Origin of the sequence: Lacticaseibacillus yichunensis (assembly GCF_003946405.1) — a bacterium.
Taxonomy (GTDB): Bacteria; Bacillota; Bacilli; order Lactobacillales; family Lactobacillaceae; genus Lacticaseibacillus; species Lacticaseibacillus yichunensis.
In genome coordinates this window covers 56897-80841 of record NZ_RHOG01000006.1, presented here as the reverse complement: position 1 = coordinate 80841, position 23945 = coordinate 56897, and the positions used below count along the sequence as shown (strand labels likewise).

Annotated in this window: 23 protein-coding genes and 1 pseudogene; 21 read left to right on the top strand and 3 right to left on the bottom strand. The window is 54.8% G+C overall.

The window, feature by feature from the left end:
• Positions 1-70: 70 nt before the first annotated feature.
• The 16 genes and pseudogenes from rnc to EKM95_RS03275 all read left to right on the top strand — a co-directional run bounded on the left by rnc (position 71) and on the right by EKM95_RS03275 (position 15896).
• Positions 71-769, top strand: coding sequence for a ribonuclease III (gene rnc, locus EKM95_RS03345; protein ID WP_125696424.1), 699 nt, complete (start codon positions 71-73; stop codon positions 767-769).
• 15 nt (positions 770-784) lie between these two features.
• Positions 785-4336, top strand: a complete 3552-nt coding sequence (gene smc, locus EKM95_RS03340) for a chromosome segregation protein SMC (RefSeq protein WP_125696423.1) — start codon at positions 785-787, stop codon at positions 4334-4336.
• Positions 4336-5316: pseudogene (gene ftsY / locus EKM95_RS03335) on the top strand (signal recognition particle-docking protein FtsY); the annotation flags it as partial. The gene smc and the pseudogene ftsY, both read left to right, overlap by 1 nt.
• Before the next feature lie 412 nt (positions 5317-5728).
• The gene (locus EKM95_RS03330) at positions 5729-6046 is read left to right on the top strand and encodes a hypothetical protein (RefSeq protein ID WP_125696421.1); all 318 of its coding nucleotides are present in this window, start codon (positions 5729-5731) and stop codon (positions 6044-6046) included.
• Positions 6047-6212: 166 nt separating this feature from the next.
• Positions 6213-6554 (top strand): putative DNA-binding protein, encoded by a 342-nt coding sequence (locus EKM95_RS03325; protein WP_125696420.1) that lies wholly within the window; start codon positions 6213-6215, stop codon positions 6552-6554.
• A 14-nt stretch (positions 6555-6568) separates the two neighbouring features.
• Complete coding sequence (ffh, locus tag EKM95_RS03320) at positions 6569-8008, top strand: signal recognition particle protein (RefSeq protein WP_125696419.1); 1440 nt, start codon at positions 6569-6571, stop codon at positions 8006-8008.
• 90 nt (positions 8009-8098) lie between these two features.
• Complete coding sequence (gene rpsP, locus EKM95_RS03315) at positions 8099-8374, top strand: 30S ribosomal protein S16 (RefSeq protein ID WP_125696418.1); 276 nt, start codon at positions 8099-8101, stop codon at positions 8372-8374.
• An 11-nt stretch (positions 8375-8385) separates the two neighbouring features.
• Positions 8386-8649 (top strand): KH domain-containing protein, encoded by a 264-nt coding sequence (locus EKM95_RS03310; protein WP_125696417.1) that lies wholly within the window; start codon positions 8386-8388, stop codon positions 8647-8649.
• A 53-nt stretch (positions 8650-8702) separates the two neighbouring features.
• Entirely contained in the window at positions 8703-9227 is a 525-nt protein-coding gene (gene rimM, locus EKM95_RS03305) for a ribosome maturation factor RimM (protein WP_125696416.1), read from the top strand.
• Positions 9217-10020 carry a tRNA (guanosine(37)-N1)-methyltransferase TrmD gene (gene trmD / locus EKM95_RS03300; RefSeq protein WP_125696415.1) on the top strand — a complete coding sequence of 268 codons (804 nt, stop codon included), beginning with the start codon at positions 9217-9219 and terminating at the stop codon, positions 10018-10020. The genes rimM and trmD overlap by 11 nt, the downstream gene beginning before the upstream one ends.
• A gap of 546 nt (positions 10021-10566) precedes the next feature.
• Positions 10567-10914 carry a 50S ribosomal protein L19 gene (rplS, locus tag EKM95_RS03295; RefSeq protein WP_125696414.1) on the top strand — a complete coding sequence of 116 codons (348 nt, stop codon included), beginning with the start codon at positions 10567-10569 and terminating at the stop codon, positions 10912-10914.
• Positions 10915-10974: 60 nt separating this feature from the next.
• Positions 10975-11148 carry a hypothetical protein gene (locus EKM95_RS11610; RefSeq protein WP_164510069.1) on the top strand — a complete coding sequence of 58 codons (174 nt, stop codon included), beginning with the start codon at positions 10975-10977 and terminating at the stop codon, positions 11146-11148.
• 518 nt (positions 11149-11666) lie between these two features.
• Positions 11667-11915: a DUF896 domain-containing protein gene (locus EKM95_RS03290; RefSeq protein WP_125696413.1), complete on the top strand. Its 249-nt coding sequence runs from the start codon at positions 11667-11669 to the stop codon at positions 11913-11915.
• An 84-nt stretch (positions 11916-11999) separates the two neighbouring features.
• Positions 12000-12215, top strand: a complete 216-nt coding sequence (locus EKM95_RS03285; protein WP_125696412.1) for a YneF family protein — start codon at positions 12000-12002, stop codon at positions 12213-12215.
• 140 nt (positions 12216-12355) lie between these two features.
• A complete protein-coding gene (locus tag EKM95_RS03280) occupies positions 12356-14113 on the top strand; it encodes an ABC transporter ATP-binding protein (RefSeq protein ID WP_125696411.1) in 1758 nt (585 codons plus the stop codon).
• Positions 14114-14144: 31 nt separating this feature from the next.
• The gene (locus EKM95_RS03275; RefSeq protein ID WP_225423160.1) at positions 14145-15896 is read left to right on the top strand and encodes an ABC transporter ATP-binding protein; all 1752 of its coding nucleotides are present in this window, start codon (positions 14145-14147) and stop codon (positions 15894-15896) included.
• 98 nt (positions 15897-15994) lie between these two features.
• Here EKM95_RS03275 and EKM95_RS03270 read toward each other — a convergent pair whose 3' ends face one another.
• From EKM95_RS03270 to EKM95_RS03260, 3 genes are all read right to left on the bottom strand, one after another.
• Positions 15995-17026 carry an LCP family protein gene (locus tag EKM95_RS03270; protein WP_125696410.1) on the bottom strand — a complete coding sequence of 344 codons (1032 nt, stop codon included), beginning with the start codon at positions 17024-17026 and terminating at the stop codon, positions 15995-15997.
• A gap of 106 nt (positions 17027-17132) precedes the next feature.
• On the bottom strand, positions 17133-18500 hold the full coding sequence (locus EKM95_RS03265; RefSeq protein ID WP_125696409.1) for an APC family permease: 1368 nt from the start codon (positions 18498-18500) through the stop codon (positions 17133-17135).
• Positions 18501-18828: 328 nt separating this feature from the next.
• A complete protein-coding gene (locus tag EKM95_RS03260; protein WP_125696408.1) occupies positions 18829-19479 on the bottom strand; it encodes a lysophospholipid acyltransferase family protein in 651 nt (216 codons plus the stop codon).
• A gap of 221 nt (positions 19480-19700) precedes the next feature.
• On the opposite strand from EKM95_RS03260, the gene EKM95_RS03255 reads away from it, so the two are divergent.
• From EKM95_RS03255 to pyrH, 5 genes are all read left to right on the top strand, one after another.
• Positions 19701-20429: a tRNA1(Val) (adenine(37)-N6)-methyltransferase gene (locus EKM95_RS03255; protein WP_125696407.1), complete on the top strand. Its 729-nt coding sequence runs from the start codon at positions 19701-19703 to the stop codon at positions 20427-20429.
• Positions 20422-20691, top strand: a complete 270-nt coding sequence (locus tag EKM95_RS03250) for a GIY-YIG nuclease family protein (RefSeq protein ID WP_125696406.1) — start codon at positions 20422-20424, stop codon at positions 20689-20691. Before EKM95_RS03255 ends, EKM95_RS03250 begins: the two co-directional genes overlap by 8 nt.
• Before the next feature lie 540 nt (positions 20692-21231).
• Positions 21232-22029, top strand: coding sequence for a 30S ribosomal protein S2 (gene rpsB / locus EKM95_RS03245; RefSeq protein WP_125696405.1), 798 nt, complete (start codon positions 21232-21234; stop codon positions 22027-22029).
• A 93-nt stretch (positions 22030-22122) separates the two neighbouring features.
• Positions 22123-22998: a translation elongation factor Ts gene (gene tsf / locus EKM95_RS03240; protein ID WP_125696404.1), complete on the top strand. Its 876-nt coding sequence runs from the start codon at positions 22123-22125 to the stop codon at positions 22996-22998.
• Between the two features lie 225 nt (positions 22999-23223).
• Positions 23224-23943: a UMP kinase gene (gene pyrH, locus EKM95_RS03235; protein ID WP_125696403.1), complete on the top strand. Its 720-nt coding sequence runs from the start codon at positions 23224-23226 to the stop codon at positions 23941-23943.
• Positions 23944-23945: the final 2 nt, after the last annotated feature.

Here is a 23945-nt window from a genome sequence, read left to right as displayed (position 1 = left end):
TTTTTGTGTCAGCTCTTGTATAATAAAATAGACTAATTACTAGGCAGTGGGAACTTTCAAGGAGGAAAATATGGTCGCTTCAGAGTTTGTCAGCGAGTTGAGACAACGGTACGGCGTCGAGTTTAAGGATCTGGCGATCTTGGATGAGGCTTTCACGCATTCATCCTACGTCAATGAACATAAGGAACTCGGCCTAAAGGATAACGAGCGGCTTGAATTTCTCGGCGATGCGGTGCTTGAGCTGACTGTCTCGGATTACATCTATCGCCATTACCCAGATCAGCCCGAGGGCAAACTGACCCGGATGCGGGCGGCAATCGTGCAGACCAAGAGCTTCTCGGCTTTTTCCAAAGAGGCGCACTTTGACCGCTACATCAAGCTCGGCAAGGGGGAAGAGGCGGCAGGCGCCCGCAAGCGCAAGACCCTGCTTGAAGATCTGTTCGAGGCCTTCAACGGCGCGTTGTATCTCGATCAGGGGCGCGGGGCTGTCATTAAGTTTGCGGAGCAGGTGATCTTTCCGAAGATCGATGCCGGCGAATTTGCGGCCGACATGGATCATAAGACGGAATTACAGGAATATGTCCAGCAAGGCGGTGAGGTCGCGATCGAATACCGGCTGCTTTCCGAAAGTGGCCCGGCGAATGATCGCAGTTTTTCCGTTGAAGTCGCTGTGGATGGTAAGATCTTCGGCAGTGGCAGTGGACGCAGTAAAAAAGCGGCTGAACAAGCGGCGGCGCAAGATGCGCTGACCACGCTCAAAGCCAAGTGAAATGAGAGACCTTTTATGCAGTTAACGCACCTTGTGATCAATGGCTTCAAATCTTTTGCCGATAAGACTGAGATCGATTTTGTCCCCGGTCTGACCGGTATCGTTGGCCCAAATGGCAGCGGAAAAAGCAACATCACCGAGGCGATCAGGTGGACGCTTGGGGAGCAAAGCGCCAAGAGCCTGCGCGGCGAGAAAATGGGGGACGTCATTTTTGCTGGCACCGCCACGCGCCCGCCGCTCAACCGGGCAGAAGTGCTGATGACGTTCGACAATCAAGATGGCTATCTCAAAGAGCAGCCGGCGACGGTCACAGTCTGTCGCCGGCTTTATCGTGATGGGGAATCCGAATTTCTGATCAATAACCAGCAGGTCCGGCTGAAGGATATTGTGGACCTCTTCATGGATTCGGGTCTGGGCAAGGAAAGTTTTTCCTTCATCTCCCAGGGCCGCGTGGAGGCGATCTTCAATAGTAAGCCTGAGGACCGTCGCGGGATTCTGGAAGAGGCCGCTGGCGTTTTCAAGTATAAGCAGCAAAAATTGAAGGCCGAGCATGAGCTGCAGACGACCGACGATAATCTGGCTCGGGTCAGCGACATTGTCAGCGAGTTGCAGCACCAAGTCGCACCGCTTGCTGAGCAGGCTTCCCTGGCGCGCGATTATGAACGTCTGTCGGGCGAGTATCATGCCAGTCACCAGGCCTTACTCGCGCTTGAGATCGCGCAACTGGTGGCCGAGCGGAGCCAGACTGACGCCGATGCAACGATCACAAAGCAGACGATCACGGCTTTGACGAGCAAGATCGCCCATTTGGAAGACCGCTCGGAAAAATTGACGGCCGCGGATCAGACCTATGACGCGCAGTTAACGGAGCTAAACGATGCCATCCTGAGCGCATCGATGAAGCTTGAAAACTTGACTGGCGAGGCCAATCTTTCGGCGGAGCGTGCGACCAATGCCGAAGCGACGCTCAGCGATCTGCGCGAGCGTGAACAAGCCGCGCGGGATCAGCTCGCGGGGGCTGTGGCCAAGATCGAAGAACTGACCGCCCACCAAACCGAAACGGCGCAGGCGGCAAAACAAGTGGCCGCCCAACTGACGGCGCAAACACAAGCGGCCGCTACCCCGGCCCAACTGCAGACGCAGCTGGAAAGTGCCCGTGCGGATTACATCGACCTGCTGCAGCAACAGGCTCGTGCGGCCAATGACGTTGCCAGCCTTCAAAAGGACCAACAGCTCGCCGAGAACCAAAATGCGGCGGCCACTGCCCGGCTCAAGGAGTTGCGGACCCAGCTTGCTGCCCAGCAGGCGCAAGTTGAGACGCTGACGACCCAAAACGCTGCCGACCGCGACGCGAAAAAGCAGGCGCAAGCGGCGCTGGCCGCGGCCGAGACCCAGGCGGCGACACGGCAGCGCGAGTATGCCGACATCAGCGACCGGTATCAGAAAGGTTACAGTCTTTTTCAGCGTGCGAAGTCCCGCTATGAGACCCTGCAGGAGTTGAAGGAAGATTACGCCGGCTTTTTTGCAGGTGTGCGCGTGGTCTTGAAGCAAAAGGCGACGCTGACGGGTGTGATCGGGGCAGTCGCCGAATTAGTGACCGTGCCGGCCGCCTATCAGCAGGCGCTGGATATCGCGCTGGGGGCCAACCTCCAGGCAATCATCACCGAAGATGAGACCGCCGCGAAAAACGCGATCGCTTATTTGAAAAAAACGCGCAGTGGCCGAGCCACTTTTTTGCCGCTTAGCGTGATTCGGCCTCGGCCATTGCCAGCTAATGCGCAACAGGCGCTGGCCGGACGCAACGGCTTTATTGGCGTGGCCAAGGACCTCGTCAGCTACGACCCACGCCTGGAAAATGTGATGGCCAACCTGATGGGCAGCCTCATCGTGGCCCAGGACATGGATGCGGCGATCGCCTTGGCCAATGCGAGTGGCCACCGCTATCGCATCGTTACCCTCGAAGGCGACCTGATCAATCCAGGCGGGTCGATGACAGGGGGGCAGGTCAAGCAGACGGGCAGCTCGCCACTGGCACGCAACCAGGAAGTCACCGAGCTGAAGGCCCAACTCCGGCAAATGGTCGATTCGCTGAAAGTTCAGCAGCAAAAACAAAAAGAAGCTCATGAGGCATTGGGCGCCGCGCAGCAACACCGCCAATCAATGCAGGAGGCAACCAGCGCTGCGGCGGCCAAGGTTGAAGGTAGTGATGCCCAACTAGCCGCGCAACAGAGTCAGCTGACCCAACTGGATCGCCAGACGCAGGCCACCGCGTTATCGGCAGATGGCGGGCAAAATCTGGCCGGTCGGTTGGCGGCGGCGCAAGCGGCGGCTGAGCAGGCCGATGCGGCTGTCAAGGCTGGTGATCAGCTGATCGAAACGCTCAAGGCGCAAGTGGCGGCCGCTAGCAGTTCGGCCGCTGATCAACAGGCGGCCCTGACCCAGCTCAAAACACGCGCCGCCTTATTAGCCAGTGATCAGAAGACCACGGCCCAGCAGCTCGCGCAATGGCAAGAAAATCGCGTTCAAGCGAAGCAAACAGTTGATCAATTGACGGCGCGCATTGCGGCGATCACCAAAGGCGCCACACAAAGCGCTCAGGATAAAGAAGATCGGCAAAAAACAATCAGTGACCTGAAAGCCTCATTGGCGACCATGAAGGGCAACCAGGATGAGTTGACGAAGACCAAGGCGGCCAATCGCGGCGAACTCAGTCAGGTCTCGGCCCAGATCACCACAGCCTATACCCAACAGCACACCGCACTGAGCGAACAAGAGCAGCAAAGTGTGTCGCTGAACCGCATCAAGATCAACATCGATAACCGTCTGACCACGCTAGCTGAGGACTATCAGCTGACCTATGAGGCAGCCCTGGCTGGCACAAAACTGACGCCGGCGGATCTGCCGACGCTGCGCAGTCAATTGAAGCTGCTGAAGCGCGGCATCGACGACCTTGGTCCGGTGAACCCCAACGCCATCACCGAATATGAGAACGTCAAGACCCGGTTCGATTTTCTGGTCAAGCAACAAGGTGACCTGAATCTCGCGAAGGACCAATTGCTCGCCACCATGGGAGAGCTCGACGAAGAGGTGAAGGGGCGCTTCAAGGAGATGTTCGACAAAACCAACGCGGCCTTCAAGGAGATCTTCCCAAAGATGTTCGGCGGCGGCCATGCGCATCTGTCGTTGACGGATCCGGATGACTTGTTGAACACCGGCATCGAGATCGCGGCCGAGCCACCTGGCAAAAAATTGAGCCGGCTTTCGCTTTTATCCGGCGGGGAACGTGCGCTGACGGCGATCGTGTTGCTTTTTGCCATCTTGCAGGTGCGCCCGGTGCCGTTTTCCATTCTCGATGAGGTGGAAGCGAGTCTGGACGAGGTCAATGTGAACCGCTTTGGCGAGTTCCTGCGCCATTATGCCAGCGACACACAATTCATCGTCATCACGCACCGGCGCGGGACGATGCTCGCCGCGAACATGCTGTATGGGGTGACGATGCAAGAATCTGGGGTATCCAAGATGGTCGCAGTCAGCTTGGACCAGGTCAATCATGAGGAGGCGCAATAATGGGATTATTTGATCGAATCAAGCAGGTCTTTGGTGGTGGCAAGCCAGAGACCACAGAAGAAGCCAAATATGATACCGGCCTTGAAAAAAGTCGGACGTCTTTTGCCGACCGGCTCAATGCGCTATTTGCCAATTTCCGCACCGTCGATGAGGATTTCTTTGATGACCTCGAAGAGATGTTGATCGAGGCGGATGTCGGTTTTGCCACCGCCGAGCAACTCACTGAGGAGTTGCGCGAAGAAGTGAAACTGCAAAATGCCCAGAAACCGGCTGCGGTCGCGCAGACCATTGTGCAAAAACTAGTCGATCTCTATGGCGAGGCCGGTGAGGGAGAAGACAATACGCTGCATTATGCGGCGGAGGGCCCGACCGTTTTTCTCTTCGTCGGCGTTAACGGCGCCGGCAAGACCACGACGATCGGCAAGCTCGCGCATCAATTGAAGGAACAAGGCAAGTCGGTGCTGCTGGCAGCGGGGGATACCTTCCGTGCAGGCGCAATCGAGCAACTCCAAGAATGGGGCCGCCGGGATGGGGTGCCAGTGGTGGCTTCCAGTGCCGGCAGTGATCCGGCTTCCGTCATTTTCGATGCGGTCCGCCGCGCTAAAGATGAGCAAGTCGATGTGTTGTTGGTCGACACGGCCGGGCGCCTACAAAACAAAGTCAACTTGATGAATGAGCTCGATAAGATTCGCCGCGTGATCGTCCGCGAATTGCCGGATGCCCCCCAGGAAACGTTGCTGGTCCTGGATGCGACCACTGGCCAAAATGCGTTGAGTCAGGCCAAGGAATTCAATCAGACGACGCAGGTGACGGGTATCGTGTTGACCAAGCTGGACGGGTCCGGGAAGGGCGGCATCGTGCTGGCCATTCGCAATGACTTGCATGTGCCGGTCAAATTGGTCGGCCTCGGTGAGCAGATGGATGATCTACAGGCTTTTGATCCGAACAAGTTTGCGTATGGGCTGTTCAAAGATCTGATCGATCCCGATAAGCGCCGCGCACGCGAGGCGGAAAAGCCGGCCGTTAATCCCAAAGATTCGCCAAATCATCAGGACGATCCGCTTTAAGTTCGAGTGAGGTGCTGCCGCGCTAGTTGGCCGCCGCCCACCCTTACATAGATTGTTGACTCAGACTAAGAGCCGACAATCAAAATACCAAGTTTTGCGTATGGGTGAAATGGTGGGTTATCCTTTTTTGTTTCTCACACGTTTGCTTCGATCTGCGGCCTGTCCATCGCGGGGACGCTGATTCCGGGACTTTTCCAGCAGTTGATCAGCACCATGCCGCTGAGCGCCTGCCTTCCTGTTAATTTTCACTTCCAGGCCTTTTTTGTGATGTATTGCGCTTACATGCGTGTTAGAATGAGAAAGGAATGAATTGGAGGGAAATTTTATGGTCGCAACGATTTTGTACTGGGCCGTCATCGCCGCCGCGTGCGGATGGGGGCTGTGGAACGTCGTCTTTTCTGGCATTTACGTGCATAACCACGAAAATGGTAATCTGTGGTTCTTCGCGATCTTGAACGCGCTGACCACGATCTTACTGGCGATCTTCTACTGGGTCTTCAGCAACACGGCCTGGCAGAAGTACTGGGTGGACAGCTCCGTAAAGATCGGTCCTTGGCTGCTTTACGTGCTGATCTTCTACATCGTCCTGGTGGTCGCACAGATCATTTTGGGCCGCGAAAAGAAGGCACCTGCTGCGGCGTGATCGCCTCAGACCACGTGATGCTGATCAATTGAGAATATAAGACGGAGCTAGGCGAGCAAATTGCCTCAGCTCTGTTTTTTTGCCTGCTGCTCCGCCTCTGGCACCATTGACGGCGTGCGGGCAGTTCAGTATGCTTTGTAAGAAGCTAAAATGAGGGGACAATGGCATGGAGATCGAAAAAAACAACCGCATGAATTCGCTGTTCGAGTTTTACGGGGCATTGCTGACGGATAAGCAGCATAGCTACCTCGCGCTATACTATGGCGATGATTATTCGTTGGGCGAGATTGCGACTGAGTTCGATGTCTCGCGCCAAGCGGTGTATGATAATATCCGGCGCACTGAAGCCAGTCTAGAAGATTACGAAGAGAAGTTGCACCTGCTGGCAAATTACCAGGCGCAAAATCAGGCGGTCGATGCCCTTGTCCGGTATGTCCATGAGACTTATCCGGATGATCACACCATCAGTGCGCTGTTGACCCGTGTCGCCGATCAAGCGGCCCGTTGAAATAGGAGGAAAATATGGCATTTGAAGGATTATCTGAGCGTCTGCAAAAGGCGTTCTCCGGCCTGCGCCGTAAAGGCAAGGTCTCAGAAGACGATGTTCGCACCGCGATGCGCGAGATTCGCCTGGCGTTACTTGAAGCCGACGTTAATTTTGGCGTGGTCAAAGACTTCATCAAAACGGTGCGCGAACAGGCCCTGGGCGCAGAGGTCCTCGATAGCCTGACGCCGGCCCAACAGATCATCAAGATCGTCAACGATGAGCTGACCAAGACCATGGGCGAGGCCGCGGTGCCGCTGAACAAGTCGCCGCACATTCCGACGATCATCATGATGGTCGGCTTGCAAGGGGCTGGGAAAACCACGACGGTCGGCAAGTTGTCCAATTATCTCAAGGAAAATGAAAAGGCGCGGCCGCTTTTGATTGCCGCGGATATTTACCGTCCAGCAGCGGTCGACCAGTTGAAAACGATTGGGGAACAACTCAGCGTCCCTGTTTTTGACATGGGCGTGGATACCGATCCAGTCGAGATCGTGCGGCAAGGACTCGCTCAAGCGGCCCTGCAGCATAATGATTATGTGATCATCGATACGGCAGGGCGCCTGCAGATCGATGAGAAGCTGATGACCGAGCTGGCCAATATCAAGGAACTGGCGCATCCGGATGAGATCTTGCTGGTCGTCGATAGTATGACCGGGCAAGCCGCGACCGAAGTGGCCCAGGGCTTCAATGATCGGCTCGATATCACCGGCGTTGTTTTGACTAAGTTGGATGGCGATACCCGTGGTGGGGCCGCGCTGTCTATTCGCCAGGTGACCGGCAAGCCGATCAAGTTCATTGGCCAAGGTGAAAAAATGGATGCGCTGGATGTCTTTTATCCAGACCGCATGGCCAATCGCATCCTCGGCATGGGGGACATGCTGACCCTGATCGACAAGGCCCAGAAGAACTATGACCAAAAACAGGCCGCCGAAGTCGCCGAAAAGATGCGGACGAACACCTTCGACTTCAATGACTTTTTGGATCAGATGGACCAAGTGGCGGGGATGGGTAATTTCGAGGACATCATTAAGATGATCCCCGGTATGGCCAACAATCCAGCGCTGAAGAATTTTCAGATGAATCCTAAAGATATCGACCACATGAAGGCAATCGTTTATTCGATGACGGCCAAGGAACGCGAAGATCCAGATCTGCTGAATCCGTCGCGCCGGCGTCGCATCGCCGCTGGGTCCGGTCGCCCGATCGTCGAGGTCAACCGGATGATCAAGCAGTTCAATCAGTCCAAGAAAATGATGACCCAAATGTACAAGGGCAATTTTTCCGGAATGGAAGGCATGATGGGCAACGGCGTTCAGGGTCGTCTTGGCAAAATGGCGATGAACCGGATGGTGCGCCAGAGCAAGAAGAACAAGAAAAAGCGGCTCAAGAACGCTCGCAATTTCAAATCTCAGTGATCGGCCTGGGTTGTAAAGAAAAAACTCTTTACACTTGGCATGATGTTTGCTATTATTTTGAAGTTGAGAAATTTACAGGAGGTGGACTTAATGGCAGTAAAAATTCGTTTGAAGCGAATGGGTTCAAAGCGCAAGCCGTTTTATCGCGTCGTCGTTGCGGACTCCCGTTTCCCACGTGATGGCCGCTTTATCGAAGAAGTCGGTTATTACAACCCATTGACCGATCCGGTCGATCTGAAGCTGAACGAAGACTCGATCTTCGCATGGCTCCAAAAAGGTGCGCAGCCTTCTGATACAGTACGCACCCTGCTTTCGAGCAAGGGCATCATGCAGAAGTATCACGAAGCGCGCTTCACTAAGAAGTAAGGGGCTAGCCTGTGGATATCGCAGCGCTGATCAAAACGATCGTGACGCCATTAGTCACTCACCCCGATGCCATTGTGATCGCGAGTCATGAAACAAGCGAGTACATGGCATTTGACCTGACCGTCGCCGCAGATGACGTCGGCCGGGTGATCGGCAAACAGGGTCGGGTCGCTCAGGCGATCAGAACCATTGTCTATGCCGTTAAATCGCCTTATGCGAAGCGGATTCGGCTCAACATCCTGGATGCGCCGCAGACCGCCTCTGAGGCAAACTAAAAAAGCCGGCCGCTGCCGGCTTTTTTGCTAGGAACAAGGAGGATTAGACCAACATGGGAGAAACGAACCGCTTCAAGGTCGGTAAGATCGTCAACACGCATGGCGTTCGCGGCGAACTGAAAGTGATCACGATCACAGATTTTCCCGCCCAACGCTTCGCTAAAAATAGTGTGCTATACGTGGACACCAAGCCGGAACAAAAACTGACGGTGACTGGCGCGCGGCCGCAAAAAGGGACCTTGCTTGTCACATTCGCGGAGATCACCGACATGACCGCCGCCGAAGCGCTCAAGGGCTGCACGCTGAGCACGGCCGATGAAAGCCGCGATGCCCTGGCAGACGGGGAGTATTTTTACCGGGATCTGATCGGGCTGACGGTGATCGATCAGGCAGGGGAGACGCTGGGTCAGGTCAGCGAGATCTTGAGCCCCGGCGCCAACGATGTGTGGGTGATTCCGCGGCCCGGCAAAACGGATATCTTACTGCCGTTCATCCAGTCGGTTGTTTTGACCATCGATCTGGCCACGAAAACGGCGCATGTGGACGTGCCAGCGGGGTTGATCGACGATGCGGATTGATGTGTTGACACTTTTTCCAGATATGTTTGCCCCGCTCACGCAAAGCATGATCGGCAAGGCGCTGGCGAATGACAAGCTCGCGTTTGAAGCCACCGATTTTCGCCAGTACAGCCATGATAAGCATCATCACGTTGACGACACGCCTTATGGTGGCGGGGCGGGGATGCTGCTGAAGCCGGAGCCACTGTTTGAGGCCATGGATGATCTGAATGCCAAGCATCCTGGTAAAAAACGGGTGATTCTGCTTGATCCGGCAGGGCGGCGGTTCAATCAGACGGCAGCCTCCGAACTAGCGAGCGAAGACCACCTTGTTTTTATCTGCGGTCATTACGAAGGCTACGACGAACGCATTCGCACGCTGGTCACCGATGAATTTTCGCTGGGCGATTTTGTTGTTACTGGTGGGGAACTGCCGGCGATGGTGATGATCGATGCGATCGTGCGCCTGCTGCCTGGGGTGCTGGGCAACGAAGAAAGTGCACCGACGGATAGTTTTTCCAGCGGCCTGCTCGAATACCCCGAATACACGCGACCAGCTAGTTATCGGGGCATGGACGTGCCGGCGGTGCTGCAAAATGGGGACCACCAGAAGATCGCCAAGTGGCGGTTGAAAGAGGCGCTAAGGCGCACCTATGACCGGCGACCGGACCTCCTCGATGGCCTGGAGCTGGATAAAGAAGGTCAGCGCCTATTGCGTGAGGTCAAAACTGAGGCGGCAACGCGCCGCGCAGAAGCACAGTTGCACGCTGATGAAAAGCCGGCTGGGGCAGACGAGATGAACGAGTCGCACTGAGTAGTTGGCTTATCTGAGAGGCTCGGAGTTTTTTGGTTTGTTGCTTGACCACCGTCAAAAAGATAGGTCGGCAGTCACATGATGAACCATTCGTACCAAGTTGAAGCCTGTACAAATTAGCTTGGATGGTTTCTTAAGGATCAACGCAAACCTATGTCGATGTGATTAATTGCTAGAGCTAAGGGTGGGCTGCGGCCAGAAACGGCTCGCTTCGCATGCCTGGGCGTAAGGCGTAAACGCCTAACGCCCAGAGCAAGCCCCCTCGTCGGTGTTAGCGGCTAGGCCGCTTACACCGAAAGTGAGCTTTAAGACCGCGACCTTTGCGGGCTTAAAGTCACTTGTCCGCTCTACTCCGGTCGCCAGTCGATTTCTGGCCGCAGCTCACCCGCATTTTTCCGCAAACTAAAACCCGAAGTGCAAAGAGCTCGCCTTTACACTGCCCAGCAGCTATGCTAAAATGTTTACTTGTGATAACTCACATAACAACTAACAACGGTATTCCGCTGATCGGGACGATCATGAATGTCGGCCAAAGGAGAAAGTTTTATGAACCCATTGATCGAAGCCATTACCAAGTCGCAATTACGCGATGACATTCCAGACTTCCGGCCTGGGGATACCGTCCGTGTTCACGCCAAGATCGTTGAAGGCGAACGCGAACGTATCCAGATCTTCGAAGGTGTTGTGATCAAGCGTCGCGGCGTTGGCGTTTCCGCCATGTACACCGTTCGTAAGATCTCAAGCGGCGTCGGCGTTGAGCGGACATTCCCGCTTCACACCCCGCGTGTTGAGAAGATCGAAGTCGTTCGTCACGGCCAAGTTCGTCGGGCCAAGCTGTACTATCTGCGTGCATTGCGCGGCAAGGCAGCTCGTATCCGCGAGAAGCGTCGTTGATCGACCCCAGAAAGCCGCGCCTGGTCGCGGCTTTTTGTTTGCCAAGGATAGGAGTTTGTCATGGCCCAGCTCATCTATGTGGTCTATCATGCGCAGCCCGAACAACCGGTGCGCCTGATCAAGGCATTTCATTCCCCGCAACGCGCGCGGGATTATCAAACAATGCTGCAGGCCGCCCCATTTCCTGGCGAAGCGCCCACTGGGTACCAGGTCAAAGCGCTGCAGCTCGACTGAATCAGGGTGCGGAGCCGAGCGGTTAGGTCTGAGCAGATAGTTCGGCCTAGGCGGATGATGGCGCACTTGGCCATCGAACGACAGGGGCGACTATCTGTCTCAGACCTGCTCGGCGAAGCCCAACTGAGAAAAGGGTGCGGAGCGGGGCGTTCAGGGGCGGGCAGCTAAGTCCATCAGCCGTATGAGGCGCTCTTAGCCTCGTATGACTGATGGCTTAGATGTTCCGCACCTGTCCCGCGGAGCCCGACTGAGAAAGGGTGCGCAGGTCCGCGAGATGGGGGAACAGCTAGGTCAGCTCAGGTGCTTGGTGGCGCACTCGGCCACCGAGTGCATGAGATGCCTAGATGCTTCCACCATGCGGACTGGGAGCCCGACTGAATAGGGTGTGCAGGTGCGCGTTTATGGTCGAGCAGCTAGTTTGGCCCAGACGCTTGGGGCCGGTCGTAGCCCCGAGTGACTGGGTCAACTAGATGTCTCGAGCATGCGCACCGAAGCCCGACTAAGAAAGGAAGATTATGATGGATGGCGAACAACCACAAGCAAGGCTCGATCGGATCAACGAATTGGCTAAACTCGCGAAAGAACGTGATCTGACCGACGCAGAGCTCGCGGAGCGCAAAGTCTTGCGCGACGCTTATCTCAAGGACTTCCGTGCGGGGTTTGAACAGCGGATGGCCGAGTCAAAATATTATGACAAACAAGGCCACGAGATCACCCCGGAAAAGCTAAAGGACGTTCAGCGCAAACAGGGCTGGCGGGAAGATTAGCCTTTTCAAGCGGGGTCAGGTTCTGTACAATGAATAAGACGGCCGCATTGCGGCCTTGAGATACAATTTTGGGAGGTAAAAACCATGGCTGTTTTATGGTTCGTGCTTGGGGCGATTTTAGGGCTCGTCGGCGGCTTCTTCGGCGCCCGTGCTTATATGAAGAAATACTTCCGGGATAATCCGCCGGTCAACGAGGACATGATGCGCACGATGATGATGCAGATGGGGCAAAAGCCATCCGAAAAGAAACTCAATCAGATCATGCAGCAAATGAAGCAACAACAAAGCAAGTCCAAGTAACAGCCGATTGTTTCGTCAGTGGTTCGGTCAGCCAAATGACTGGACCTTTTTTTGTGCTTTGAAACGGAATTTTCTCATCAAAGTTTTTTTCGGGTTTTATCTTGCTTTAAAAGATCGTTAATCATCGGAGGAGGCGCACAATGGGGATCTTCAAAAAACTCAGTTGGTATTTTCAAGAGGAAAAGAAACGATATGGCCTGGGCATCTTATTCTTGCTGCTGGTCGCAATTGTGAATCTCATTCCACCCAAGGTCATTGGCACCTTGGTCGATTCAATGAACCAAAAGGGCGGGATTCAGACGGGTCAGTTGATGCCGCTGCTGGGCCTGCTCGTCTTTGCCGGCGTCGGTCAGTATGTGTTCCGCTTCGGCTGGCGCAACGCCATTTGGGGCGGTGCGGCGAAGCTGGAAAAAACGCTGCGCACACGGCTTTTCAACCATTTTATGAAGATGGATGCGACTTTTTACCAGCGGCACCGCACCGGCGATCTGATGGCCCATGCGACCAACGACTTGAACGCGATTCAAAACGTGGCTGGGGCCGGGATCCTGACGCTGTTTGACTCGCTGATCACGGGGACCACGACGATCATCGCGATGATCTTTTTCGTCGATTGGCGCCTGACGCTGTTTGCAATCTTGCCGATGCCACTGCTCGCGGTGATGGCTCGGCGGTTGGGGATGCGGCTGCACGCTGCGTTTGCGCGCTCGCAGGCCGCTTTTTCCCGGTTGAATGACAAGACGCAGGAGAGCGTGTCTGGCATCAAGGTGATCAAGACATTCGGGCAGGAAAAAGAGGATACCGCGGATTTTGACCAGATCGTCGACCACACGATCGAGATCAACAAGAAGGTCAACTTTCTGGATGCGCTGTTTGATCCGACGACCAGTCTGATCATGGGCATCACGTATGTCATCACGATCGTGTATGGTGGTTATCTCGTCACTTCTAATGCGATCACGATCGGCCAGCTGGTCTCGTTTGTTTCTTATGTGTCATCGCTAGTGTGGCCGATGTTTGCCATCGGGCGGTTGTTCAATATTCTGGAGCGCGGCAATGCCAGTTACGACCGTGTCGCTGAGCTGTTGAATGAACATAGTGCGATCATTGAACAGCCGGATGCGATTGCTGCTCCGGCGCATGGGGATATCCGGTTCAAGATCAACAAGTTTGCCTATCCAGACGACGACCACGCGACCCTGACGCATGTGCATTTCACCTTGCCAGAGGGGCACACCCTTGGCATCGTGGGCCGCGTTGGCGCTGGGAAAAGTACGATTTTCAAGCTGCTGTTGCGCGAGTTTGATGATTACGATGGCGTGATCGAGTTTGGCGGCCAAAACATCAAGGCCTATACCCTTGAGGCGCTGCTCGATGCGATCGGGTATGTGCCGCAAGACAATTTCCTGTTTTCGACGACGGTGGCGGACAATATCCGCTTTTCTTCCTTTGAAAAGACGCAGCCACAGGTCGAAGATGCGGCGCGGGAAAGCGCGGTCCATAACGATATTCTGGATTTTGCAGAAGGGTATGGCACGCTGGTCGGCGAGCGCGGCGTCAGTTTGTCTGGCGGGCAAAAACAGCGGCTTGCGATCGCGCGTGCGGTGATCACCACGCCTGAGCTGTTGATCATGGACGATGCGTTGTCTGCGGTCGATGCGAAGACTGAAGCCGAGATTCTCGATAATCTGCGGCAGGAGCGCGCCAACAAGACCACGATCATCGCGGCTCAGCGCCTCAGTTCGGTCATGCATGCCGATGAGATCTTGGTGCTGAAGGACGGCAGTGTGATCGAGCGCGGCAGTCATGATGAGCTGCTGGCCAATGATGGCTGGTACGCCGAAATGTGGGCCAAGCAAGAGCTTGAACAAAAGATCGGAGGCGAAACGGTTGGCTAAATATGAATCCGCCTGGTCTCGCAGCATTCCCATGCGCGAGCAGTGGCACATTTTTAAGCGCCTGATGTCCTACACCGGCGCCTATAAAAAGCAATTTGGTGGGGCGCTTGTGGCCGCCGCTTTGCTGGCCGGGATGAACGTGGCGCTACCTCAGATCCTGCAATATTTCATGGATCACTTTTTGACAAATAAAAGCGCGACCGTGAATATCCTGCTGGGCTTTGGGGCGCTATATGCACTGGGGACCTTGCTCAAAGCGTTTTTCCAGTTCTTTCAGACATTTCTGTTTGCAATGGGCTCCGAGCGCGGCCTAGAAGATGTGCGCCGGGAGCTATTTGCCAAACTCCACACGCTTGGCATGCGGTATTTTGACCAAACGCCGGCCGGTTCGATCGTCAGCCGGGTCACCAACGATACGATGACGCTTGCCGATTTTTGGAACGTGATTCTTTCGGTGATCGTTGGGTTGTTCTCAGTTGTGTCCAGCTTTGTCATCATGTTCAATATGAACGGCAAGATCTCGCTTTTAGTGCTGGCGTTTTTGCCGGTGCTATTGATCGTCATCTGGTATTACAGCCAATACAGCTCGAAGGTCTATCGCCACATGCGTGAAAAACTGTCCGAGCTGAACACCAAGCTCAACGAATCGATCGAAGGCATCGGCATCATCCAACAGTTTCGGCAAGAGAGCCGCATCAGCCGGGAATTTGAGGCGACTAACAATGATTACCTGGATACCCGCAAGGCCATGATTCGGACTAACTCGCTGCTGTTGTCGCCGATCATCAACCTGCTTTATGCGCTGGCGTTGGTTGCGGTCTTGTATGCATTTGGTCTGCAATCGCAGATCACCTTTGTCGAAGCTGGGGTCGTTTATGCGTTCACGACTTATGTGGCGAATTTCTTCAACCCGATGACCAACATGATGGATAGCCTGTCCTCGCTTCAAGATGGCATCGTGGCGGGCAGTCGAATTTTTCACATTCTGGACGACACGGAATACGCGCCAGCGCAAAATCCTGGCGCCAGCAAGACTATCACGACGGGCAAGATCGAATTCAAGCATGTCTCGTTTGCCTATGACGGGGTGCATGAGATTCTCCATGATATCACGTTTGTCGCCAACCCAGGGGAAACGGTGGCGTTGGTCGGCCATACCGGTAGCGGCAAGTCCTCCATCATCAATGTGATGATGCGCTTCTACGAATTCGGCACCGGGGAGATCTTGATCGATAATGTCGATATTCGCGAGTATTCGATGACCGATCTTCGGCAAAAACTGGGGCTGGTCCTGCAGGATTCGTTCATGTTTTTCGGCGATATCTCCAGCAACATTCGGCTGTTCAATGAGCATATCACCGATGAGCAGATTCACGCTGCGGCCAAGTTCGTGCAGGCCGATCGGTTCATCGATAAACTGCCGAAAACGTATCACGCCCGGGTGCTTGAAGGCGGGGCCCAATTTTCCAGCGGGGAGCGGCAACTGATTTCATTTGCCCGCACCGTCGTCACGGACCCGAAGATCTTAGTGCTTGATGAGGCCACTGCGAACATCGATACGGAAACGGAGTCGGTGATTCAAGAGGGCCTGCGTCGCATTCGCCAGGGCCGCACGACGATTGCGATCGCGCACCGCCTTTCGACGATCAAGGATGCCAACTTGATCTTGGTGCTTGATGCTGGGAAGATCATCGAGCGCGGCACCCATGAGGAACTGCTGGCGAAACAGGGCCGCTATTATGACATGTATCGCCTGCAAAATGGAGATGCGGTCACAGACTGATCTGCTGAAGCGGACATCAAAAAAACATGGTCGCTGTGCACAGGATGCGCAGGGGACCATGTTTTTTTGCGTTCATTTGGTTTTGGAAAACCGGTGCCTCAGTTCAGACCGGTGATCTGGTAGTACTGGGTCGCGCTGCTAGACCAGTCGAAATTGGTGTTTGCGGCGTTCATTTTCGTTTCGGCATTGCTGAGGGTGGCGGTACTGAGGCCCAGCTCTTTGCGCAGGGTGTCGGAGGTCGCCTGCAGTTTTTCCGTCGAGACCACTTGGTACCAGGCATCGATCGTGGCGGCGTTGCCAATCAGCTGCGAGCGGGTGATCGACTTGGTTGCGCTCATGTATTTCTGGTAGAGGCTGATCATGTCGGCAAAACTCAGGTTGGTCTGCAGATTGGTGTCGATCGCTGTCAGCAATTTTTTGAAATTGGTCAAGGTGGATAGGGAGGCCGCGTTTTTCAAAATGGCCGTGATCACTTGCTGCTGACGTTTTTTCCGGCCATAGTCGCCTTCTGGATCCGCGTCGCGCATCCGCACGTACTGAAGCGCTTGGCTGCCAGTGAGATGCATCTTGCCTTTGGTGAAGGACACGCCGCTTTGAGTGAATGAAAACGGCACGGTGACATCAACGCCGCCAACCGCATTGACGACCTTCGTCAACGCGCCCATATTCACGAGGACGTAATAATCGATTGGGACATTTAGCAGGGCGCTGACGGAATTGACGGCCATGTCTGCGCCGCCAATCGAGTAAGCCGCATTGATCTTTTGCACATTGGTGGTGCTGGTGCCGACCATTTCAGCCAACGTGTCGCGGGGAATGCTCGTCATCGTTGTTTTTTTCGTGGTGGGGTTGATCGTGACCAGAATCATAGTGTCGGTGCGACCCTTTTTTTCCGTCCGGCCGAGACTCCCGGTGTCCGTGCCCATCAAAAGAATGCTGATCGGCTTGGCGGACGTGATCTTTTTATCCGCGCTCGTGGTCTGGGCCTTTAGCGGGGTGTAGGTCTTGTCGATCGCTGCATGGGCGCTGCTGTAGACATAATAGCCATAGCCGCCAGCCGCCGCGAGCAGGAGTAACAGAATTGCACCCAACCAGCGCCACACATGATGTTTTCGTCGTTGTTGCCGCATAAAAAAACCTCCATCTGTTTGCCGCTCAGTGTACCAGACGCCGAGCAGTAAACAAATGAAGGACGAAAAACTTAAGTGATAGCTAATCAGATTGAAGAAATTGTGACTAATGCCAAAAGCCGTAGCTGAAATAAATGACCAAGCCGATGCCAAACCAGATCAGACTCATCAACCAGGTCTCAAGTGGCAATTGGCTCATCAGGAGCAGGCAAAACAGAAAGCTGAGAATCGGCACCACCGGATAGCCCGGTACCTTAAAGCCGGTGTTTTCGATCTGTTTGTGTCGGCGCAGAGGGATGATGCCGATCGAGACAAAGGCAAAGGCGATCAGTGTGCCGATGTTGACTAGGTTCACCAGCTGGGTCAATGGCACCAAGCCGCCCAGCACCGCGATAATCACGGTCACAGTCCACAAGGCGTGATTGGGCAGGTGATGCACAACTCGACCGAAAAATGGTGGGAGCAAGCCATCACGGCCGATCGCATAAACCAGACGAGACGAGCTGTAGATCATCGTCATCATCATGGTGAACATGCCGGCCAGCGCCCCGATCGAGATCACGCCGGCCAATTTTGGCTGATGAATCAGATTAAGTGCAAATGCTACCGGATCCGCCACATTGAGCTTCGTATAAGGCACCATGCCGGTCAAGACGATCGCGACCAACATGTAAAGCACCGTGGCGATGATCAGCGTCCCGATGATGCCGCGGGGCAATGTTTTCTGCGGGTCCTTGACCTCAGGCGCCGAGGCCGAAACAGCGTCGAATCCGAGATAGGCGAAAAACACCAGCGATGCGCCGGCCAGGATGCCTTTTGCCCCAAACGGCAGGTAAGGCTGCCAGTTCGTCGGGCGCACGTAAAAACAGCCGACGAGCACAAACAGCGCGATGATCAGCAGTTTCACCCCGACCATCAGGCGATTGATGGTCATCGACGTGCTCAGACCGCGCGATAACAAGAGGCCGATCACAAGGACGACCACTACGGCGATCAAGTCGACATAGCGGCCCTGCGCCGGGGCAAAGGAGCCGCTGATCGCTTGCGGCAGGGTCACCGAAAAGCCGGCCAACAAACTACGGAAATACGCCGCAAAGCTCGTCGACACCGCCGCGACCGCCAGCATATATTCCAGAATAAGCGCCCAGCCGATGATCCAGCCGAATAGTTGCCCGAAGACAATGTTGCCATATGCATAGGCCGAACCCGCGACGGGCAAGGCTGACGCAAATTCGGCGTAACACATCGCCGCCAGGGAGCAGACCACCGCCGCCAATAAAAATGCTAAGGTGATGCCTGGGCCGCTGGTGGTCGCAGCCACTGTGCCTGGTAAAATAAAGATACCGGTGCCGATGACAGCGCCAATGCCAAGCGCGATCAGATCGCGGGTCGTCAAGGTACGAGCAAGCTGGTGATCTGCCTGCAGGGTCTGGGCTAGATCCGGTTTACGTAGCGCGCGTTGCCAAAAACTCATCAAATGACCTCCACTTACAAAAGGGTGCGGAGCCGAGCGGTTTTGCCTGAGCAGCTAGTTCGAGCTGGGCGGTTGATGGCGCCTTTAGCCATCGAGCGACCAGACTGACTAGCTGATTCAGGCATGCTCGGCGAAGCCCAACTGAAAAAGGGTGCGGAGCCGAGCGGTTATGCGTGAGCAGATAGTTCGAGCTGGGCGGTTGATGGCGCCTTTAGCCATCGAGCGACCAGACCGACTAGCTGACTCAGGCATGCTCGGCGAAGCCCAACTGAAAAAGGGTGCGGAGCCGAGCGGTTATGCGTGAGCTCCAACTGAAAAAAGGCAAGTGCTACAACTTGCCTTTTGCTTTTTCTTCGAGATATTTTTCCTTATCAGGCACATACTTGAAGTTCGGATCGATCGCTTTGTCGATCTGGTCGAAGGCGGCCTGCATCTGCTCGCCGATAGCTTGGGTCGCCTTGTCATCAAGTCGTCCGGTCGGCACCGTGATCGGATCGCCGAAGCGAACGGTGATGCGGCGGCGCAACAGGACCTGCGAGAACTTCAGGGGGCCTTGATAGACCGCCGGCACGATCGGCACCTTGGCAAGCTTGGCAATCAGAATGGCGCCGCCCTTGATGTCTTCGGAATACCGCGAGCCGGACGGAAACACCATCACCGAGAGTTTTCCTTGCTTGAGCATGCGCACCGGTGTTTTAATGGCACTTGGCCCCGGATTTTTCCGGTCAACACCGAACGCATTAGCGTGAGTCAAGATCCAGGCCAAGATTTTGTTATGCCAAAGCTCGGCTTTGGCCATGAACGCATATTTGCGCGGGCTACCGGCCAAGGCAAAAAAGATCGGGTCCCACCAGGTGCGGTGCGGACCAACCAAGACATATGGGCCATCAGGTAAGGCCTCTTTATTTTCATAATGTGCGTTACCATTAAATAGGAACACCAAGACGCGGACAATGCCGCGTGCAATCGAATAAAACATCAGGCTTCCCTCGCTTCCAAAATATCTGTTAGATTATACCATAAACTGCTAGGTGGATGTGCTGCACTGTGAGAAGGCTGCGGACCGAGCAATCAGAGCTGAGAGGAACTGGGCGCAACGCCGCATAATTTAACTCTGGTGATGGGCAATTTGTTACATGCCACTTGCTCTGGTATTAGACGAAGCGCATCACAACCATCTTGCATCAGAAAGGAGTAGCCATGTTAAAGGAAGGAGAACGCATCGACACGCTTGGCGGGGCCGTGCAAGTGATTCAAAGTAACGACGTGTTTGCCTTTTCGCTGGATGCAGTGTTGCTTGCGGCATTTGCGCAGGTCAAACCGACCAGCCGCGTCGTCGATCTGGCGGCCGGTAACGGCGCGGTGGGCCTGTTTTTGGCCCCACGGACGACGGGCCAGGTGACCCTGATCGAATTGCAGCCCCGGCTGGCGGACATGGCGCAGCGCAGCGTGGCGCTTAATGGCTTTTCGGACCATGTGGATGTGCTGACCATGGATCTCGCCAACGCGGCGCAAGCGGTGGCCAAGGACAGCGTGGACATCGTGACCTGCAATCCACCGTATTTCAAAGTGAATGACGCAAGCGTGAAAAATCCCAATCCGTACCTGGCGATCGCGCGGCATGAACTGACGACCAACTTTGAGACGGTGGCAAAGACGGCGGCATCGCTTCTAAAATATCAGGGCAAAGCCTTTTTCGTACACCGGCCGGATCGCCTTGAGGAATTATTGGCGACGCTGGCGGCTGCGGGGCTTGCGCCAAAGCGGTTGCGCTTCGTTTATCCAAAAGCGGGGCGCGAGGCCAACATGGTCCTGATCGAGACAATCAAGGCAGGCCGGCCAGGGGGGCTACGCATCCTCCCGCCGCTGGTCGTTTATGGGTCAGATGGCCAATATCTTGAGGAAGTGCGGCGGTTACTTTATGGGTGAGATCTTTTATTTTTATGTGTTGAAATGCGCGGATGGCACTTTTTACGGCGGCTACACCACCGATGTCGGGGAGCGGGTCGCCACACATAATGCTGGAAAGGGTGCCAAGTATACGAAAACACGCAGACCGGTTCGGCTTTTGTATGCGGAAGCTTTTTCCGAGCGGCACGACGCCTTGTCCGCGGAGTGGCATTTCAAACACCAGACCCGGGCTGATAAGGAAGCATTTTTGACCGCACATGAGGTCGACTGGCAAAAATAGTACCTGTCCAAGTTGGGCTGCGCGCGGCAGGTCTGAGGCAGCTAACCGGGTCCGGCACTCGGGGCTAAGTTCGGCCCCAAGCACCAGCCCCTGTTAGCTGCTCAGACCTGAACGCCGCGCTCCGCACCCTGTCCAAGTTGGGCTCCGGCCCGCATGGTCGAGGTATCTAGTTGACTCGTGCACTCGGTGGCAAGAGCACCACCAAGCACCCAAGTCGAACTAGCTACTCGACCATCCCGCGGGCCTATGCACCCTGTCCAAGTTGGGCTCCGGCCCGCATGGTCGAGGTATCTAGTTGACTCGTGCACTCGGTGGCAAAGCCACCACCAAGCGCCCAAGTCGAACTAGCTACTCGACCATCCCGCGGGCCTATGCACCCTGTCAACTAATTTTGCTTGTCAAAACATAGCCGCTTGGGTATACTATTACAAGTGTGAAAACACAAACCACATCAGGTGAGGATCTTCGGCAAGGTGCTCGCGAGAGTCTGCCAGGGAGTTGACGCACCTGAGAGGAAAAAACCATATTGGAGGACTACACATGTCTGTATTAAGCATGAAGCAGCTGCTTGAAGCTGGTGTCCATTTTGGTCACCAGACCCGTCGCTGGAACCCTAAGATGCGTCCGTATATCTTCACGGAACGCAACGGTATCTACATCATTGACCTGCAAAAGACGGTCAAGATGATCGATGATGCCTACAACTTCGTCAAGGACGAAGCGGCTGATGGCGGCGTTTTCCTGTTTGTCGGCACTAAGAAGCAGGCGCAAGACGCGATCGCAGAAGAATCTGTTCGCGCTGGCCAATATTACGTCAACCATCGCTGGCTTGGCGGTACCTTGACCAACTGGAACACCATCCAGACTCGGATCAAGCGCCTCAAGGACATCAAGAAGATGGCTGAAGACGGCACATTCGACAAACTGCCGAAGAAGGAAGTTTCCCTGCTCAAGAAGCAGCAGGACAAGCTGACCAAGTTCCTCGGCGGGATCGAAGACATGCCACGCATCCCAGATGTGATCTTCATCGTGGATCCGCGCAAGGAAAAGATCGCCGTTCAGGAAGCACAAAAGCTGAACATCCCGATCGTTGCGATGGTCGACACTAACTCTGATCCAGATGATATCGATGTGATCATTCCTTCTAACGATGACGCGATTCGTGCCGTTCGTCTGATCACTGCCAAGATGGCTGATGCCATCATCGAAGGCAACCAGGGCGAAGATCAGGCGGATGACCAAGCTGCTCAGCAGCCGGTCGATGCCCCGAAAGCCGACTCGATCGAAGATATCGTTGAAGCCGTTGAAGGCGACAACGACAGCAAGGATGCTGAATAAAATTTGATCATACGCGCCGTCTGAAAGTCTCGCATACTGCAAGATCTGCAGGCGGCGCTTTTGTTACCCAACAATTTTTGAGGAGGATCACTCATGGCTCAGATCACTGCTGCACAAGTTAAGGAACTCCGCGACCGTACCCAGGTCGGCATGATGGATGCAAAAAAGGCTCTTGTTGCCGCTGATGGCGACATGGACAAGGCCATCGACGTTTTGCGCGAAAAAGGCTTAGCAAAAGCTGCTAAAAAGGCTGGTAACATTGCCGCTGAAGGGTTGGCTGACATCGCGATCGACGGCAACGTTGCTGCTGTTGTTGAAGTTAATTCCGAGACCGATTTTGTTGCAAGCAACGCCGAATTCAAAGGCTTCGTTCAAAACGTTGCCAAGGCTGTCGCAGCTGGCAAGCCAGCCGATATGACGGCGGCGCTTGCGCTTGACCTTGATGGCAAGACCATTGACGACGCGGCCAAGTCGTTGACCGCTGTGATCGGCGAAAAAATCAGTTTCCGCCGGTTTGCCGTTGTTGAAAAAGACGATGGCGACAACTTTGGTGCTTACCTGCACAACGGCGGCCAGATCGCCGCACTCGTGACCGTGACCGGCGCTGACGAAACCGTTGCGCGCGACATCGCGATGCACGTGGCTGCGATCAACCCACGTTTCCTTGACCGTAGTGAAGTGCCTGCAGACGAACTGCAGCACCAGACCGATATTTTCACCGAAGAGACCAAGAACGAAGGCAAGCCTGAAAAGATCGTGCCACGTATCGTTGAAGGCCGTGTGAACAAATGGTTGGCTGAGATCTCATTGGTCGATCAGGAATTCGTTAAGGATTCCGACAAGACGGTTGCCGAATATGCCAAAGCAAACGGCGGCAGCATCAAGGGCTTTGTTCGCTTTGCAGTGGGCGAAGGCATTGAAAAAAAGGCCGATAACTTTGTTGACGAAGTGATGGGTCAGATCAAGTAAGACAATGGGCCGCAGCGATGCGGCTTTTTTTATGCGCCGACCACACCCCCGCGTCACACCGTCGCGTGGTGGGTGCGCATCACGGTTTCACCACTATATAATAGAAGAAACGGGTCTGACAGAGAGACAGTCGTAATCGTGGCCAGACCACTCAGGAGATAACCATTCATTTCCCACCGTATCAATGGTAAACTATTAACAGCAACTAACGGAAGGAACGAGACCATGACCAAATACAAACGCATCGTACTGAAAGTCAGTGGAGAAGCACTGGCAGGCAAAGAAGGATTTGGCATCAAACCACCGGTGATCGGCGACATTGCCAAAGAGATCAAGCAGGTCCACGACCTTGGCGTTCAGATCGCCATTGTCTGCGGCGGCGGGAACATCTGGCGTGGGGAGACCGGCGCTGAAATGGGGATGGAACGTGCTCAGGCAGATTACATGGGAATGCTGGCGACCGTGATGAATGGCCTGGCGCTTCAGGATAGTCTTGAAAACCTTGGGGTGCCGACGCGCGTGCAGACCTCCATCGAAATGCGTCAGATCGCCGAGCCTTATATTCGACGTAAGGCCGTCCGTCACCTGGAAAAAGGGCGCGTTGTGATTTTTGCCGGTGGCACTGGGAACCCATACTTCAGCACCGACACCACCGCGGCATTGCGGGCGGCGGAGATTGGCGCCGATGTGATCTTGATGGCGAAAAACGGCGTGGACGGTGTTTACTCCGATGATCCGAACAAGGATGCCAACGCGGTCAAATTTTCCGAGCTGACGCATCTGGATATCATCAGCAAGGGTCTTCATGTCATGGACGCCACCGCCAGCACCTTGTCGATGGACAACAACATTCCGCTCGTTGTTTTCAACATGAACGAACCAGACAACATTAAGAAGGTCGTGGAAGGCGAGAATATCGGGACCACGATCAAAGGAAAGGAATAATC

Excerpts from the sequence above, each read along its gene's own strand:
- EKM95_RS03280 (WP_125696411.1), top strand. The coding sequence starts at position 12,356 with ATGGGGATCTTCAAAAAACTCAGTTGGTATTTTCAAGAGGAAAAGAAA.
- trmD (WP_125696415.1), top strand. The coding sequence starts at position 9,217 with ATGCGGATTGATGTGTTGACACTTTTTCCAGATATGTTTGCCCCGCTC.
- EKM95_RS03325 (WP_125696420.1), top strand. The coding sequence starts at position 6,213 with ATGGAGATCGAAAAAAACAACCGCATGAATTCGCTGTTCGAGTTTTAC.
- smc (WP_125696423.1), top strand. The coding sequence starts at position 785 with ATGCAGTTAACGCACCTTGTGATCAATGGCTTCAAATCTTTTGCCGAT.
- EKM95_RS03290 (WP_125696413.1), top strand. The coding sequence starts at position 11,667 with ATGGATGGCGAACAACCACAAGCAAGGCTCGATCGGATCAACGAATTG.
- EKM95_RS03270 (WP_125696410.1), bottom strand. The coding sequence starts at position 17,026 with ATGCGGCAACAACGACGAAAACATCATGTGTGGCGCTGGTTGGGTGCA.
- rnc (WP_125696424.1), top strand. The coding sequence starts at position 71 with ATGGTCGCTTCAGAGTTTGTCAGCGAGTTGAGACAACGGTACGGCGTC.
- EKM95_RS11610 (WP_164510069.1), top strand. The coding sequence starts at position 10,975 with ATGGCCCAGCTCATCTATGTGGTCTATCATGCGCAGCCCGAACAACCG.
- EKM95_RS03255 (WP_125696407.1), top strand. The coding sequence starts at position 19,701 with ATGTTAAAGGAAGGAGAACGCATCGACACGCTTGGCGGGGCCGTGCAA.
- EKM95_RS03250 (WP_125696406.1), top strand. The coding sequence starts at position 20,422 with ATGGGTGAGATCTTTTATTTTTATGTGTTGAAATGCGCGGATGGCACT.
- rpsB (WP_125696405.1), top strand. The coding sequence starts at position 21,232 with ATGTCTGTATTAAGCATGAAGCAGCTGCTTGAAGCTGGTGTCCATTTT.
- EKM95_RS03265 (WP_125696409.1), bottom strand. The coding sequence starts at position 18,500 with ATGAGTTTTTGGCAACGCGCGCTACGTAAACCGGATCTAGCCCAGACC.
- ffh (WP_125696419.1), top strand. The coding sequence starts at position 6,569 with ATGGCATTTGAAGGATTATCTGAGCGTCTGCAAAAGGCGTTCTCCGGC.
- rpsP (WP_125696418.1), top strand. The coding sequence starts at position 8,099 with ATGGCAGTAAAAATTCGTTTGAAGCGAATGGGTTCAAAGCGCAAGCCG.
- EKM95_RS03260 (WP_125696408.1), bottom strand. The coding sequence starts at position 19,479 with ATGTTTTATTCGATTGCACGCGGCATTGTCCGCGTCTTGGTGTTCCTA.
- EKM95_RS03330 (WP_125696421.1), top strand. The coding sequence starts at position 5,729 with ATGGTCGCAACGATTTTGTACTGGGCCGTCATCGCCGCCGCGTGCGGA.
- pyrH (WP_125696403.1), top strand. The coding sequence starts at position 23,224 with ATGACCAAATACAAACGCATCGTACTGAAAGTCAGTGGAGAAGCACTG.
- EKM95_RS03285 (WP_125696412.1), top strand. The coding sequence starts at position 12,000 with ATGGCTGTTTTATGGTTCGTGCTTGGGGCGATTTTAGGGCTCGTCGGC.
- rimM (WP_125696416.1), top strand. The coding sequence starts at position 8,703 with ATGGGAGAAACGAACCGCTTCAAGGTCGGTAAGATCGTCAACACGCAT.
- rplS (WP_125696414.1), top strand. The coding sequence starts at position 10,567 with ATGAACCCATTGATCGAAGCCATTACCAAGTCGCAATTACGCGATGAC.
- tsf (WP_125696404.1), top strand. The coding sequence starts at position 22,123 with ATGGCTCAGATCACTGCTGCACAAGTTAAGGAACTCCGCGACCGTACC.
- EKM95_RS03275 (WP_225423160.1), top strand. The coding sequence starts at position 14,145 with ATGCGCGAGCAGTGGCACATTTTTAAGCGCCTGATGTCCTACACCGGC.